Raw genomic sequence first — 14,324 nt, 5'->3', positions numbered from 1 at the left:
CCGTGGCGAGCGAGCTCGTGGAGCGGTTCGACGGCAAGAGCCGGCGCGCGCAGCAGATATTCGTAGCGGCGCTGCTGGTCATGGCGGCAGGGCTGGGCACGCTCGTCACGGCGGTCCCCGACGATGACCTGACGGGTACAGCCCGGTTGTGGGTCACGGTCCCGCTGGTCATGCCGTTCGCCGCTGCGTCGTGGATGTTCAGCCGTATGCGTTTGGAACTGCAGATCGACGATGGTGGCTTCACGGCCCGTGTCCGGCCGTTCCGCGGTCAGCGCGTGGATGCCCGAACGGTCGTGAGCGCAGAGATCGTCGAAGTGGAACCGTTCTGGGAGTTCGGCGGCTGGTGGCACAAGGGCCTGCGCAGCAATCGCCTGCTCGGTGGTACCGGCAGCACTGCCCTGCGCGTGACCTACGTGCACCAGGTCGGCGCTCGCGAGCCGAAAACCTGCCGCCTCACGCTCCTGACCGCCCACGCCGGCCACCTGCTCGATGCGCTGCAACGGGGTACGCCGAACCGAGCCTGAGCACGGAGCGCCGCCGGTAGAGTGAACCCAATCCTGCCCGCCTTTCTGGACGCTCCGGCTTGACTAGGAATGGCGGGCCTTTTCGTCGGTCGCCGTCTGCCGCCTCCGGCAAGCCGGGTCCTATTGGTGCCAATCCCACACGCCGGGTCACCTTGGCGCCGATCCCGCGATCCTCGGCCTCGGCACACAGGCTGTGGGCGCTCTCGGCCGAGACCGGCCCGCACCCCGCCGCCCCGACGTTCAAGCTGGGGGTGCTCTTGGGGCCGTGCTGTCACCCGTCGTCGGCGGCGTTGCAGGAGCACGCAGTTCGTAGCGGCTGGTGCAGGGCACTTGTTCGACGGTGTGGCCGTGGTGGTGGATTTTGTGGTGGCAGTCGTTGCAGACCAGCACGAGGTTGTCGTAGTCGGTGCGGCCGCCGTGCTGCCATTCGATGATGTGGTGCGCCCGGCAGTAGTCGGGCGACACGTCGCAGCCGATGCAGCCTTGGTCACGGAGTGCGAGCGCGGCACGCTGCAGTTCGGTGGCTGTGCGACGGCTGCGGCCCATGCGCAGGTCACCGGTTGCGTGGTTGAAGATCGCCGGCAGTACCTGTGCGTCGGCGGCGATGCGACCGATCTCGCCGATGGGGATGGGAGTGCCGTCTGACAGGCGGGCGTTCGTGAGTTGATGGTTCACCGCGTCGTAGTCGGCCACCACCAGCAGTGAGGTGCCCACGGGCCGTGCGGCCTCGGGCTCGAGCATCAGCATCGCAATCGCGTCTGCGGTGCGCTGGGGGTGCGACGGCCGTGACTTGGGGTCTTCGTTGCTGTAGAGGCGCCGTTCTGTCGCGGCGATCACGGACGCCAGGCGAGCTCCGGTGACGGGGTCGAACTGGGCATTGAGCACCACCATGCCGTCGTGCCGGCTGGTGAAGATCTTCCCTGCGCGCGCTTGGCGCTGGCGCTCCAGCAGTGAGGCGCCGTCATCACTGCTCGCCTCAGCCTGATGTCGGGCGACGGTGCGGCGGAACTGGTCATACCCCTCGCGCTGAGCCCGCTCAGCCAGCCATGCCTCGTCGATGGGCCCCTCAGTCGATGCGCGGGCGATCAGCTGAGCGTGCCCGTCGGGAATCGTGCCCTCCTCGAGACCGCTGCGAGTCGCGTCGAGGTCGCCGAGCGCCACGCTGAGCTTCACATCGCTGCGCGCCGCCCGCCCCGGGATTCTCAGTGTGTCCTTGGCCGTCTGTTCAGCCGTAGCGGTGTCAGTACGGCGCGTCAGCTCCCGCAGCGTCTCGCTGCGCAGCGCCGCCAACGCCGACGTTGCCCGGCCGATCTCGGCCAACCGGCGATGCAACGCAGCATCGGACAGCGCAGACACCGCCACCGCATCGACCCGCACCTCGACACCGGCAGATGCCTCACGTGCCGCATCCGAAGCAGGGGAGTCGCCGCCGCCAGCCCGGTCGCCGCTGTCCATTTCCATGAGAACAACCGTACGAAGAGGGTGTCACAAGTATCAAGCCGAGGCAGAGCCGAGGGCCGCGCTGCACGACAGCACGACCACAGCGGATCGCCGCGGCGGCTGTCCATCCGGTGAGTTGATCGACCCTTCACCGATAGGGCGCGCGGCGTTGCCTATGCGCCCGGGGCGCGATCTTGCGCACGGGCGCGGCCGCTGGTTATATCTGCTGCGTCGATTCGCCTGCGAGAGCGCTGGCGATTGCGTTGACGACTCGTTCCGCTACGTCGGCCGCATCACGGGCGTGGCTTGCAGTCAACTTTCTGGACGCAAAGTCGCCATATTCGGCGAGGGCGCGGTCCATTCGGATCTCGTTCGCTTCGACCAGATCACTCTCGTTGATCGTGCCTGCCAAATGGTGCCGGGCGTAGTCGAGAGTGATGCGATGAGTGCCTTCGCCTCGGCGCACGCGCAGCCCTCGAGCTGACATGTGGCCCGTCAGGGCCTTGCGGATGGCGTCGTGGCAGGCTGCTATGGCAAGCGTCGTGTCGCTCTCGGCGATTCTGCGGGCCGAATGGACGTGCCGCCTGGCGTCGTTGATGCGCTCGCCGGCGGCACCCATGTTCGCCGGCACTCGCTCCACGTCTCCGGTTGCAATCGCCTCCGCCAGCCAGTCAGCCATCGGGGCCTGCATCGAGTGAGATCGGCACCAGCGGCTGCTCCCGGATATGAGCAACGAACGGCTCCGCTTCTGGAGCACTCCAAGCACCCTTGTCGATCACAACAGGATTGATGTCTACTCGCAGGTGCTGCTCGACCTCACGGCATTTTCTGCGAACCGACCGCAGCGGCACGTCACCGACGACGACGACATCGACATCGTTCGGAAAGGGACCCGGCTCGCCCTCGAAGCGAGCGGCCCACGACCCGAACACAAACGCTTCGTCGGCGCCTTCCAGCCCGCTGAGCGCCTCGCCGAGGCGCCCCAGCACGCCGACGGTCTGCAACAGGATCGAGCGCAGCTCCGGCGCCCACGGGAGTCTCCAGTTAGGGCGCACCAGCCGGTTGCGGCCCAGAGCCCGCGTCTTCACGAGGCCGTGCTGTTCGAGACGAGCGACCTCGCGGCTCGCGGTAGCTTGCGCAACCTCAGCGCGCACGGCGAGTTCTCCCACAGTGAGTTCATCTCCGGTACCGCCGAAGAGGACTCCGAGGATGCGCAGCTGCTGATCTGATCTGAACAGCGGCACCAGCGCCGGCGCTGACGTATTCACATTCTCAATCTTATCATCGAGTATGTGAATATTTAGGTCCGAACGTTGCCGCATTCAGTACGAGTGCGCGCCCACCGGAGCAGCGGTTCGCCACGGCGGGTGTCCCATGCAACTGGGGCTGGTGCTCAGGACTGCTGGCGCGAATCGATGGTGCCGTTCAAGAGCAGGGCTTCGATGCGCGCGAGACGCTCGGCATGATCGAGCAGCACCGCACCGACCTCGGTTCGGAAGTCGTGCAGTTCGGTGCGCAGTGATCCGATCTCGTCTCGCATCTCGGTGCGCAGTGATCCGATCTCACCGTTGATCTCCTCTCGCAGCTCGGTCCGCACGGAGATGATGTCGGAGCGGAGCGTGTTGAACGCCGTGACCGCCGCGAGCGTCATGGACGCGATCAGCGCGGCGATGATCGTGATCGCGGCCGTCTGGCCGAGGAAGGGCCTGCGACTGCTGCTGCGATCACCGGCAGTCGGTGCCGGTTGTGTGCTGCCCGCGCCGCCATCGCGCCCGCCCGCCGACACTCGGGAGTCGGCCGCACTGTCGGGGCCGTCTGTCTCGCTGGCCGTGTCTGTTGCAGCGGGCTGCTCCGGCACAGTCTGAATGGTAGCCATGCGCTCTCCTGCCGCTCGGCTCGCGATGCACCCCCGAAACGTAATGTCATCGGTTCGGCACACCCGAATGGCTTTTAGGCCATCTCATGATTGCCATGAGAATGGTGTCGGCGCGGCAGCGATGCCGGTCTGGGCGCTCAGGCCATCGCCGTGCCTGACGATGGCATGGCGGGAACGACTCGGCGGTGGAGCAAGGTCCCGCTTGCTACGGCGCTCGCTGTCAGGTCGTGGGCGCCCGGCCCTGCATGCGTCTGGAATCGCAGATCGACGAGCACGGCCTTACCGCTCATGTGCGGCAGTTACGCAGTGCGCGCGGACGCGCTGTTGATGATGAGCACAGAGTTGGTCGAGGTGCCGCCATTCAGCGAGTTCGACCGTTGGTGAGACAGACGCCCAAGCAGCGTCGGTCCGCCCGACGTGACCGGGCCGGCCTCGGCCAGCTGGCGATGCAGCGCTGCGTCGGACAGTTCCGACACCGCTACCGCGTCGGCCCGCACCCCGACACCAGCAGACGCCTCATGTGTGGCATGTGGAGCGGGGGAGTCGCCGCCGCCAACCCGGTCGCTGCTGTCCGTTTCCATGGGAACAACCGTATGAAGGAGGTGCCACAAGTATCGACACCGAGGCAGAGCCAGAGGCCGTGAGCCGGGCTACTCGGCAGCAGCGCATCACCGGGACGGGTGTCCATCCGCATTCATGTAACACCGTGAAACTACGTTCGCGAAGAGAGCACAGAGAAATGAATGCGATGCATATCGCGAAGGAGCGGACGTGGCTGAGTTGACCTACGAGACACTGCGGGATGCTGTGGCGGGCGGGGCGGTTGCGCTGCGCTCGATCTTGCGCTTGCAGCCGGCGGATGGCGAGGGAGGCAAAGTCTTCCCCCCGACTTATGCGGTGCGCAGCGGCCATCGCTACGCCATGGAAGAGCGATTGGTTGACGGGGAGGTAAGGCACACCGTGTTGTTGGACTCGGTGGCGTCTCAGGCGAATCGGGCGGAACTGGCACTCCTAGAGGGTTGGGAGTCTGGCGAATTGGAGTTTCCAGTCCCATTCGTTGATTTCACAAGCGAGCAGATTGGTGCGGACATCGGGCGCGTCACCGTGCTCGAAGCGCCCCACCGCCTGGCCGATGCCATTTTCCGCGACAGCTTGCTCGATGGCACGCTGTTTCGCCTCTCGGATATCGGGAAGGCGATCACTGACGCGCGGCCTCGCAATGCCACCGCAATGTTTCGCTACGCACCGTCGGCGTTGCTCTTCGGTCAATGGGATTCCACCGGTCCCAAAGGGGGACTCGGTGCCAAGTTCCAGCGAAGCTACGTCTCAGAGATCGTCGGCCACGACGCCGTCGTGGGCAAGGGTGTCTCAAGTCGAATCGATCCGCTTCAGATTGAACGTAGCTCTGCCACCCTGCTGGAGCACAAGGAGAGCGACCAAGTGTGGACGCTCGATCCCGCTGAGGCTGTTCAAGCGGGTGGCAAGCCCAAACCGCTCAAGAAGACGGGGCGACCTGCGGAGGCGAACCACGGCAACATCACGCCCAGCTTCGATGTCAATGCCGACGGAGCGGTCATCGGCGGAGGAGTGACGATCTCGTATGCCGTACAAACCACCGTTATTTCTCTAGCGGCTATTCGCAGGCTGAGATTCGCCGACGCATCACGGGAAGCTTCACTCGCCGCTCGAACTGCTGTCGCCGCTTTGGGTATTGCGGCGATCGCCTATGGCTATGAGGTGGATTTCGACCTGCGATCGCGTTGCCTCCTGATTCCGGAGGGTCCACCGCGGGTCGAGTTGGTAAGGCGCGATGGTGCCGAACCGGAGGTCATTGAGCTTGATCGCAGGTCCAGCAGCGCATTGATCGAGCGGTCGGCACAGGAAGCGGCTGAAGCTGGTCTTGGTTGGACGACAGATGAGGTTCGACTCGTGCCCGCCGCCAAGCTGATTGAACTGCTCAGACGCAGCCGCGAGGTGTCGGCACGCGAGGGTGAAACGGAATCCGAGTGACCGTCGTCGAGGTCACGCTCTTGACGGGTCGGTATGTCGCGACGGCGCACCACGACCGTCTGCAGCACGAATGGCCACCGCATCCGGCCCGTCTGTTCTCGGCCCTCGTAGCCACTTGGGCCGACGCTGAGGTCCCCGATGCTGAAGAGAAGCATGCCCTCGAGTGGCTGGAGCGCCAAGACGCACCGGCGATCGCGGCTTCGCCAGAGGATGAAGTCGCAATTCGCTCCTCAGTGAGCCACTTCGTGCCAGTGAACGATGCGGCGATTGCGAGTGGCTCTGCTACGGCGGCCGAAGTTCTTCCAGAGGGTTACCTGCCTCCCACCCGCTATGCATGGCATAAGAAATCCAACGGCAAGATCCTCTGGTTCGGTGAGAAAGGTGAGTGGGTATCAGGTCGCGGCAAGCAGGAACGACAATTTCCGTCGGTCACTCCCGATAGTCCAGTGGTGACATTTGCTTGGGACCAAGTCCCCGAACCCCACCTCACAGCGGCGCTTGACGAGCTGCTGGGCAGGGTCACGCGTATCGGCCACTCGTCGTCTTTGGTGTCGTGCCGGCTGGTTGGGTCGCCGCCGGCACCAACGATTGCGCCTGGAGAGGGGTCGATGGTGCTGCGATGTACCCAGCGGGGTCAGCTCGCTGCGCTGGAGCAGGCGCATTCGCAGCACTTGGGCGTGCGCCCTCGGGCGTTGCCCTTCGTCGGTGTGCGCTATTCGCAGGTTCGTAGCGATGTGGACGTGGGTTCGATCGTACGACCGGACATCGCCGGCGACCTCGTCGTCTTCGAGATCCCTGCGGACAGGCGCCGCATGCCGATGACCCGCACAGTCGAACTGACTGAAGCCTTGCGTGGTGCTGTCTTCCACCATGCCGAGGACCCGTTGCCTGAAGGACTGAGCGGTCACCGGTCCAACAGCTCGCCGAGCCGTGACCCTCATGTCGCCTTCCTGTCCCTGCCCAACGTCGGCCATGCCCATGCGGACGGACGGGTCATGGGATTGGCCGTGCTGCTCCCCGAAGGGCTCGACGAACTCGCAGCCCGCGCCGCATACCGCGCCATTGGTCGCTGGGAGCAATCCGAGCCACCTGGTCTCTGCCGGCTGACGCTGGCCAGAGGAGATGTGATCGACCTTCAACGCAAGCAGCCTCCATTCGAACTCTCAAGTCTGCGGAGCGGAACGTGGGCACGGGCGTCTCGCAGCTGGGCGAGCGCGACACCGATTGCCCTGCCGAAGAATCCCGGCCGGCTGGCCCGTGGTTCGCCGAGCGCAAGAGCCAAGGCGTGGGCTGCAGCCGAAGCGCAAGTGCGACAGTCGTGCGTCCACGTCGGTCTGCCCGAACCCGAGGCCGTTGCGGTCTCGCTTGATCCGCTGATCGCCGGTGTTCGCGGTGCGGCTGCCTATCCGGCCTTTGTGCAAGGCACGCGTCGTGGCGAGGGCGTGCGTCGTCGTTTGGTGCATGCCGCGGTGCGATTCGGTCAGGAGATCCAGGGACCGTTGACCGTGGGCTCAGGCAGGTTCCTCGGCCTCGGCCTGATGCGTCCGGTTCCTGATTGGGACCCATCAACGGATGGCTCAGGCGAGGAATAGGTTGCCGATGAGCGCTGAGTCGTTGTCTGCCGAAGACTTTGCGGGCTACTTCACGTCGGTGCATGGTTATGAGCCCTACCCATGGCAGGAGCGTCTGACGGGTCAGGTGCTCGCCGAGGGGCGATGGCCAGATGTCATCGACCTGCCGACCGGCGCGGGCAAGACAGCAGTCCTCGACACCGCGGTGTTCACGCTCGCAGCACGACCAGATGTCTTTCCACGGCGCGTCGTGTTCGTGATCGACCGTCGCATCGTGGTCGATCAGGTCTACGAGCGGGCCCGCAAGATCAGCGACTCGATCCGCGCTGCCGAGAACGGTGTGCTCAACCGGATGCGCTCAGTACTCGGGGACACCGCTGATGACTTGACAGATCTGATCGGCGTATCCGCTCTGCGTGGCGGTGTCCCGATCGACAACGATTGGTCGCTTCGGCCCGATCAGCCATGGGTCATGGTGTCCACCGTCGACCAGTTCGGCTCCAAGCTGCTGTTCCGCGGCTATGGGGTCAGTCAGGGCATGTGGCCCATTCATGCTGGCCTCGCCGGCAACGATTGCCTAGTCATCCTCGACGAAGTGCATCTGAGCAGGCCCTTCGTCGACACGCTGCGCGGCATCGAGAAGGAGCCGACTGTTAACTCGCTCAATGCGGACCTGCTGCCGAGGCGCGGCTGCATCGTGGAGATGTCCGCTACGCCTCCCTGCGAGGACCGCCGCCGTTTCGCATTGCAACCCGCTGCTGACCTCGATGGTCGCGACGCACCGAGCAGCCGGCTCCGTCAGATCACTCGCGCAGCCAAGCGAGCAACCCTGATTCCGATTGCGGGCTCGGCGGCGCATGCGGCGCTGCCCAGGAAGATCACGACGATCCTCGAGAAGGAACTCGAGCCCCACGAGCGAAGCATCGGTGTCGTAGTGAACCGGGTGCGCACAGCGCGGGAAGTCGATCGCGCACTGCGCCGCGCGGGTGTCTCTTCGCACTTGATCACGGGTCGCATGCGCCCGTTGGATCGAGCACGTCGGCTTCGGGAGATACAGGCTCTTGTCGATCCCGATATTCGAGACCCCGATGCAGGCCGGACGGTCGTAGTCGCCACCCAAGCGATCGAGGTCGGAGCCGATTTCAGCTTTGACGCGCTCATCACCGAAGCCTGCCCGGTGGACAGTTTGCGTCAGCGTGTCGGTCGTCTGGATCGGCGTGGCTCGCTGGCGGCACAAATGAACGAGCCAGCGCGCTGCTGGGTCCTGGGGTTGAAGTCGGATGTCGAAGGCAAGCGATCTGATCCGATCTATGGCGAAGCCGTCAAGGTCACGTGGCGGGAACTGAATGAGCGAGCTGCCGGCGGGCACATAGACATCGGGTCGTCGAGCGAATCGCTCGCTGACATGCCACCTGACGCCAGTGCCCCGACTGCGGAAGCACCTTTGCTGTTGCCGACCCACATTGAGGCGTGGTCACAGACCCGACCTGAGCCACTTGTGCAACCGGAAATCAGCGAGTTCCTGCACGGTTTCGACGAGAACCCGCCCGAGCCGGAGGTGTCCGTCGTGTGGCGCCGGGACCCGCGACGCGACGCACTGCAGGCTGTTCGCCCGCGGCAGGCGGAGTACTTGACGGTGCCGATATCCGCCGCTCGCGCATGGCTGCAGCGCGACGACGAGACGCCGATAGCCGATGTGGCCACACCCGCCCCGGATGACAGCCCGGGACACGCAAGCGGCGACGGGGTTGCAACAGCCGGGCAACATCGAGTTTGCCGGTACCTCGGCGGCGACGCAGTCATCGAAGAGGTCGACATCGACGAGCTCAAGCCGGGCGATGTCATCGTCGTCGACCCGTCACGAGGTGGGTTGTCGGGCGGAACCTGGGACCCGCAAGGTGTCGTTGCAGCAGAGTCGAGTTCGCCTGACAGTGGAGATGCAGCAACGGCGCAAGAGGCTGTTGCTGATCTCGGTGACGAGGCTCAGTGGGCCTACGGAAAGCGCTGCACGATTCGCCTAGACGGTCAGCTTCAGGAGTGGATTGCAGAGTGGCTCGGCGACGAAGCGCCCCGACTGCCCCGGCCGCATAGCGATCAATTCGCTGACAGCGATGACCCAATCGGGGACGCTCGCACGCCCGACGAGAAGATCGATGAGTGGATCGAGGCGTTGCTTGGTCATGACCGCGAAACAGTGCCGCCGCAATTGCGTTGGCTGTTCGAGAGCCCGGCTTCCGACCGGAACGACGGTGCCGGGGCGCTGGTTCGCCTCAGTGACCCCTCTCGACGTTCACGGAGCTTGGTCTCAGACTCGGACGACGGTGTCAGGCCGATCGGCCGTAGTCCCGGAGTCGGTGACTACTACGTGCTCTTCGAGAGGCAGCCTGATATCTCGGCATCCCGCGAAGACGACGATGCGTCGTTGACCGGCACCGGCATTCCTCTTCGTCGCCACCTCGAAGGGGTAGGCGCACGGGTTGAGAGATTCGCCAAGAATCTGGGCCTGGGTGCCGAATTGGTTGCCGACCTGCGGCTCGCTGGCGAGCTGCATGACCTCGGCAAAGTGGACCGTCGGTTTCAGGCGCAGATGGTCGGACATGATCGGGTCCAACTCGAGCTGCTGGACGAGCCGCTTGCCAAGTCCCTTCGTGGCGCCCGAATTCGGCGTCGTTCATGGCCACCCGTGCGACACGAGATCGCAAGCGTCGCATTGGCACAGTCCTCCTCTGCGCTGATGGAGCGAGCCCACGATGCAGACCTCGTACTGCACCTCGTAGCTACACACCACGGTCACAGTCGCCCGCTGCCGCGGATAGTTCCCGACGATTGTCCCCAGGATTTGGCTTATCAACACGACGGCCATGCGCTGAGTGCCCGGTCCGACTTCAGCCAATCCACTCTCGCCCTCGAGATGGCCGATCGCTTCTGGCGGCTGAGCACCAAGTACGGGCACCACGGCCTCGCGTGGCTCGAAGCAATCCTCCGCCGCGCCGACCACCGCCAGAGCGAAGCTGAAGCACAGGGACTCGCCAGCGCCGACCAGGAAGTTCGCTGATGCCAGAACTCGAACTCCCTGGACTGACTGGCAACAACCCGCTCGGGTTTCTGGCGGGACTCGGAGTGCAGGTCGCACTCGCCGAGACCGACTGTGAACTGCATCTTGGGTGGGCCGACTCGCTCACTTCGGTGGCCATTGTCGACTGCGTCTTCGACTTGGACGAAATCGTCTCGCGTGTCGTTTCGGTGGCGGAGGGCTGGTCCGAAGGAGCAGCGCTGAATCCAAGGCCACCTCGTGGTGATGCCAAGTTTCCTGCAACTGCGATCCGGGATTACCTAGCCGAATCGCGCATTCCGAGAAACGGGGTATTGGCGGCGTCACTAGTCGCGGAGAACAGTCTCGATGCGATGTCTCGAACGAAGGCGAAGCCGACAGATCTTGACTTCACCTCCGGGAATCAGAAGCTCCTCGACATGATGCGGAGAATTCTCTCTGAGACAAGTCCAGAGGACATTGCACAAACCATGTCGGGGGCGTGGCGATACGACGATCGACTCCCGTCGCTCGGCTGGGACGTCATCGATGACCGCCAATATGCGCTTGAAGCGTTCGACCCGACTGACGCCGCGAGGAATCCGAAACTCTCGTGCGCAGGTGCCCAATGCCTCGCCATCTTGGGCATGTTCCATTTCCCGGTATTCCGCGGTCACCGAAAGACTGCGACCACGGCGTGCCACGGGACATGGAACCAAGGGTGCTTCTCATGGCCGCTATGGGAGCGCCCCGTACCGAATCGGGTCTCCAGAACGTACATAGCCCACGCATCGATCCCGCCGTCCGATGCGGCCAGCGTTGATTTAGCTCCATACGTCGCCCGGACACGTCAACTCGCTGGCTGGGGGATTACCCGGATCCTGACGTCGAGTATCGACCGGACCAGCAAGTACGGGCGCTTCGGGCCGCCGAGAGTGATCTGGCAACGTGACTGACGTACCTGAGCTCGTGCCGGCCCGGATGGTCAACGAGTTCGTGTACTGCCCGCGGCTGTTCTACCTCGAATGGGTCCAGGCCAGATTCGAGGACAACGCTGACACGGTGCACGGCCGCTATGTGCATCGCAACGTGGACAAGGGCGGCGGACGCATGGGTGAGTCGTCGGAGGACGATCCTGTTCGCGACGCTCGCTCTGTGCTCGTGAGTTCCGAGCGTCTGGGCCTCATTGCGAAGACGGACATCGTCGAGGGTTCCGACGGCAAGGTCGTGCCAGTGGAGGTCAAGCGGGGCCGGCCGCCGAAGCACGGCCCCGCGTGGGAGCCCGAACTACAGCAGCTGGCTGCAATCGGGTTGATCCTGCGCGAGAACGGCTACGACTGCGACCACGGCCAGTTCTATTTCGCCTCGTCGCGCGAACGCACAACTGTTGAGTTCGACGACCGATTGGTCGACCGGACGCTCGACACAGTCGACCGTCTGCGCGAGGTCGCCGCTGCCGACGATCCGCCGCCGCCGCTGGTGGACAGCCCGAAGTGCCCGCGTTGTTCGCTGGTCGGCATCTGCCTTCCCGACGAGACCAACTTCCACACCGGGCGTGTCGAAGGGACGCCTCGACGCCTGACACCTCGCGACTCGGCTGCACGGCCGCTGTATGTCGGCCAGCAAGGTGCTCGGCTCGGCATCAGCCAGCGCCGGATTGAAGTGAAGGTCAACCGCGAGGTGGTCAGCAGCGAGCGCCTGATCGATGTCTCGCAGATCAACCTCACTGGCAACGTGCAGGTATCCACTCAGCTTCTCCACGCAGCGTTCCGACAAGACATCCCGGTGTGCTGGTTCAGCTACGGGGGATGGTTCCAAGGGATGGCCCACGGCCTGCCGTCCAAGCACGTGGAACTGCGGCGGCGCCAGGTTGCGGTGGTAGCCCAAGCCGGCCTGCCGTTGGCGCGTCAGATGATTGTCGGGAAGATCCGCAACTCCCGAACCCTGTTGATGCGCAACTCTCGTGAACCGGTGGACTCAGCCGTCGCGCAGATGAAGGAGCTCGCTGCCAAGGCTGCTGAGGCTGACTCGGTCGAGTCGCTGCTCGGGATCGAAGGCGCCGCAGCTCGCTCGTACTTCGGCAGCTTCGCGACGATGCTAAAAGGCGACCGCCTCGGGACATTCGACTTCGATGGGCGCAACCGGCGGCCTCCCCGAGATCCCGTGAATTGCCTGTTGTCGTTCCTGTACGCCCTCTTGGTCAAGGACCTCGCGGCGGTGGCGTTCTCGGTCGGCTTCGATCCCTACCTGGGCGTCTATCACCGGCCGAGATTCGGGAGGCCGGCGCTAGCGCTCGATCTGGCTGAGGAGTTCCGCCCCATCATCGCTGAGTCAGTCGTCGTGAACGCCGTGAACAACGGCGAGGTGGCTGAGAACGGATTTGTCGTCCGCGCCGGGGGAGTGGCGCTGGAGCAGCCCGCCCGCCGAGCGGTCATCGCTGCCTACGAGCGGCGCCTCGACCACGAGATCACTCACCCGACATATGGCTACAAGATCACCTACCGTCGTGTGCTCGAAGTGCAGGCACGGATGCTCGCAGCAAGCATGCTCGGCGAGATTCCTGAGTACGTCCCCTTCATGACCAGGTAGAGCAATGAGTGATCGACGTCGGTACCTGGTCTCATACGACATCCGAGATCCGAAGCGGTTGCGCAAGGTCCACAAGGCCATGAAGGCATACGGCTGGCCGATGCATTACAGCGTTTTCATCAGCGATCTAGACCACATCGAGTTGATAGATCTCAAGTTCGAACTCGGCGAAGTGATCCACCATGGAGAGGATACAGTTGCGTTCATCGACCTAGGAATGCCAACGGAACGCGGCCGAGACTGCTTTGATTTTCTCGGTATAGCTCCACCACTGCCACAATCCGGGCCGGTAATCGTCTGATGCGAGCGGTCCAGTCCGGCCTCGATACCCGGGCAGCGCTCGCAGCCCTGAAGTACAGGCCTGAAATGCACCTTGACAACAGAATCTCATGCTTCCCGGGCGCTCCAACACATGGAGCGCTCGCAACCGCTCTCAAAGCCGCTGGTCACAGCCGGTAGTTTTCGAGAGCGGTTTGGCGGGGAATATTCCCCGCCCTTCATTGAAGCTCGTCGGGGGAATATTCCCCGCAGTGCGCCTGCGATGGCCACCCGTCGTTTGGCGGGGAATATTCCCCGCCCTTCATTGAAGCACCTAGGCCGGCTCGCCGCCCCATGGCGGGGAATATTCCCCGCCCTTCCATGAGGGCGACTGGCGGTTTGGCGGGGAATATTCCCCGCCCTTCATTGAAGCGCCGGTCGCCCTGCGATGCGCCGCCCGGGTTTGGCGGGGAATATTCCCCGCCCTTCATTGAAGCGCACGCGGGGCAGGCGATGCCGACGGCGAGCCGGTGCGGTTTGGCGGGGAATATTCCCCGCCCTTCATTGAAGCCGAGCGGTGCGCGGTGCTGTGGCGGCGACTCGGCGGCAGTCGTTTGGCGGGGAATATTCCCCGCCCTTCATTGAAGCCGATGTGCCGCGGTGCAGGCCTAGGTTTGGCGGGGAATCCCCGCCCTTCATTGTGGGTGCACGGCTGAGTGGTCGATCACGGTTTGGCGGGGAATATTCCCCGCCCTTCATTGAAGCAAGCCGCCCGACGACGTGACGACGACGACCTCGCCGCGTTTGGCGGGGAATATTCCCCGCCCTTCATTGAAGCATCACCGCCGACGGACTGTTCGTGGACGACACCAACATGTTTGGCGGGGAATATTCCCCGCCCTTCATTGAAGCGGGAACGGGAGCAGGATTCGATACCTGCAACCTTCCGGTTTGGCGGGGAATATTCCCCGCCCTTCATTGAAGCGCTTGGAGTGCGTTCGCCCGCAAGCCGGGGAGCTGGTGTT

General features: G+C 64.3%; 12 protein-coding genes and 1 CRISPR repeat array. Of the genes, 7 read left to right on the top strand and 5 right to left on the bottom strand.

All coding sequences use genetic code 11. The features are described from left to right. The first annotated feature begins 2 nt into the window (after positions 1 to 2). Positions 3 to 524 (top strand): hypothetical protein, encoded by a 522-nt coding sequence (locus tag ACOGW9_RS00060; protein ID WP_419854415.1) that lies wholly within the window; start codon positions 3 to 5, stop codon positions 522 to 524. A 240-nt stretch (positions 525 to 764) separates the two neighbouring features. Here the strand turns inward: ACOGW9_RS00060 and ACOGW9_RS00055 are convergent, their stop codons facing one another. From ACOGW9_RS00055 to ACOGW9_RS00035, 5 genes are all read right to left on the bottom strand, one after another. Further along, positions 765 to 1,985, bottom strand: a complete 1,221-nt coding sequence (locus ACOGW9_RS00055; RefSeq protein WP_419907205.1) for an HNH endonuclease — start codon at positions 1,983 to 1,985, stop codon at positions 765 to 767. A gap of 196 nt (positions 1,986 to 2,181) precedes the next feature. Further along, on the bottom strand, positions 2,182 to 2,643 hold the full coding sequence (locus tag ACOGW9_RS00050) for a HEPN domain-containing protein (protein ID WP_419854413.1): 462 nt from the start codon (positions 2,641 to 2,643) through the stop codon (positions 2,182 to 2,184). Further along, on the bottom strand, positions 2,636 to 3,232 hold the full coding sequence (locus ACOGW9_RS00045; RefSeq protein WP_419907202.1) for an ArsR/SmtB family transcription factor: 597 nt from the start codon (positions 3,230 to 3,232) through the stop codon (positions 2,636 to 2,638). Before ACOGW9_RS00045 ends, ACOGW9_RS00050 begins: the two co-directional genes overlap by 8 nt. Positions 3,233 to 3,357: 125 nt before the next feature. Further along, complete coding sequence (locus ACOGW9_RS00040) at positions 3,358 to 3,822, bottom strand: hypothetical protein (RefSeq protein ID WP_419907200.1); 465 nt, start codon at positions 3,820 to 3,822, stop codon at positions 3,358 to 3,360. A gap of 317 nt (positions 3,823 to 4,139) precedes the next feature. Continuing rightward, positions 4,140 to 4,421 (bottom strand): hypothetical protein, encoded by a 282-nt coding sequence (locus ACOGW9_RS00035; RefSeq protein WP_419907198.1) that lies wholly within the window; start codon positions 4,419 to 4,421, stop codon positions 4,140 to 4,142. Positions 4,422 to 4,611: 190 nt separating this feature from the next. Here ACOGW9_RS00035 and cas7u point away from each other — a divergent pair, with 190 nt between their 5' ends. The 6 genes from cas7u to cas2 are packed head-to-tail and all read left to right on the top strand — an operon-like array spanning position 4,612 to position 13,342. Further along, a complete protein-coding gene (gene cas7u, locus ACOGW9_RS00030; RefSeq protein ID WP_419907197.1) occupies positions 4,612 to 5,850 on the top strand; it encodes a type I-U CRISPR-associated RAMP protein Csb1/Cas7u in 1,239 nt (412 codons plus the stop codon). Continuing rightward, positions 5,847 to 7,442: a type I-U CRISPR-associated protein Csb2 gene (gene csb2 / locus ACOGW9_RS00025; protein ID WP_419907195.1), complete on the top strand. Its 1,596-nt coding sequence runs from the start codon at positions 5,847 to 5,849 to the stop codon at positions 7,440 to 7,442. The genes cas7u and csb2 overlap by 4 nt, the downstream gene beginning before the upstream one ends. 7 nt (positions 7,443 to 7,449) lie before the next feature. Then, positions 7,450 to 10,476: a type I-U CRISPR-associated helicase/endonuclease Cas3 gene (gene cas3u / locus ACOGW9_RS00020; protein ID WP_419907193.1), complete on the top strand. Its 3,027-nt coding sequence runs from the start codon at positions 7,450 to 7,452 to the stop codon at positions 10,474 to 10,476. Further along, positions 10,476 to 11,408, top strand: a complete 933-nt coding sequence (locus ACOGW9_RS00015; RefSeq protein WP_419907191.1) for a hypothetical protein — start codon at positions 10,476 to 10,478, stop codon at positions 11,406 to 11,408. Before cas3u ends, ACOGW9_RS00015 begins: the two co-directional genes overlap by 1 nt. Further along, complete coding sequence (cas1, locus tag ACOGW9_RS00010; protein ID WP_419907189.1) at positions 11,401 to 13,041, top strand: CRISPR-associated endonuclease Cas1; 1,641 nt, start codon at positions 11,401 to 11,403, stop codon at positions 13,039 to 13,041. The genes ACOGW9_RS00015 and cas1 overlap by 8 nt, the downstream gene beginning before the upstream one ends. A gap of 4 nt (positions 13,042 to 13,045) precedes the next feature. Then, the gene (gene cas2, locus ACOGW9_RS00005; protein WP_419907187.1) at positions 13,046 to 13,342 is read left to right on the top strand and encodes a CRISPR-associated endonuclease Cas2; all 297 of its coding nucleotides are present in this window, start codon (positions 13,046 to 13,048) and stop codon (positions 13,340 to 13,342) included. A 170-nt stretch (positions 13,343 to 13,512) separates the two neighbouring features. Beyond that, a CRISPR array of direct repeats spans positions 13,513 to 14,284; the repeat unit is 36 nt; unit sequence GTTTGGCGGGGAATATTCCCCGCCCTTCATTGAAGC. Between the last annotated feature and the right edge of the window lie 40 nt (positions 14,285 to 14,324).

The organism is Candidatus Poriferisodalis sp. (assembly GCF_965203655.1).
Lineage (GTDB): Bacteria > Actinomycetota > Acidimicrobiia > Acidimicrobiales > Poriferisodalaceae > Poriferisodalis.
This window is presented reverse-complemented; position numbering and strand designations above follow the sequence as displayed.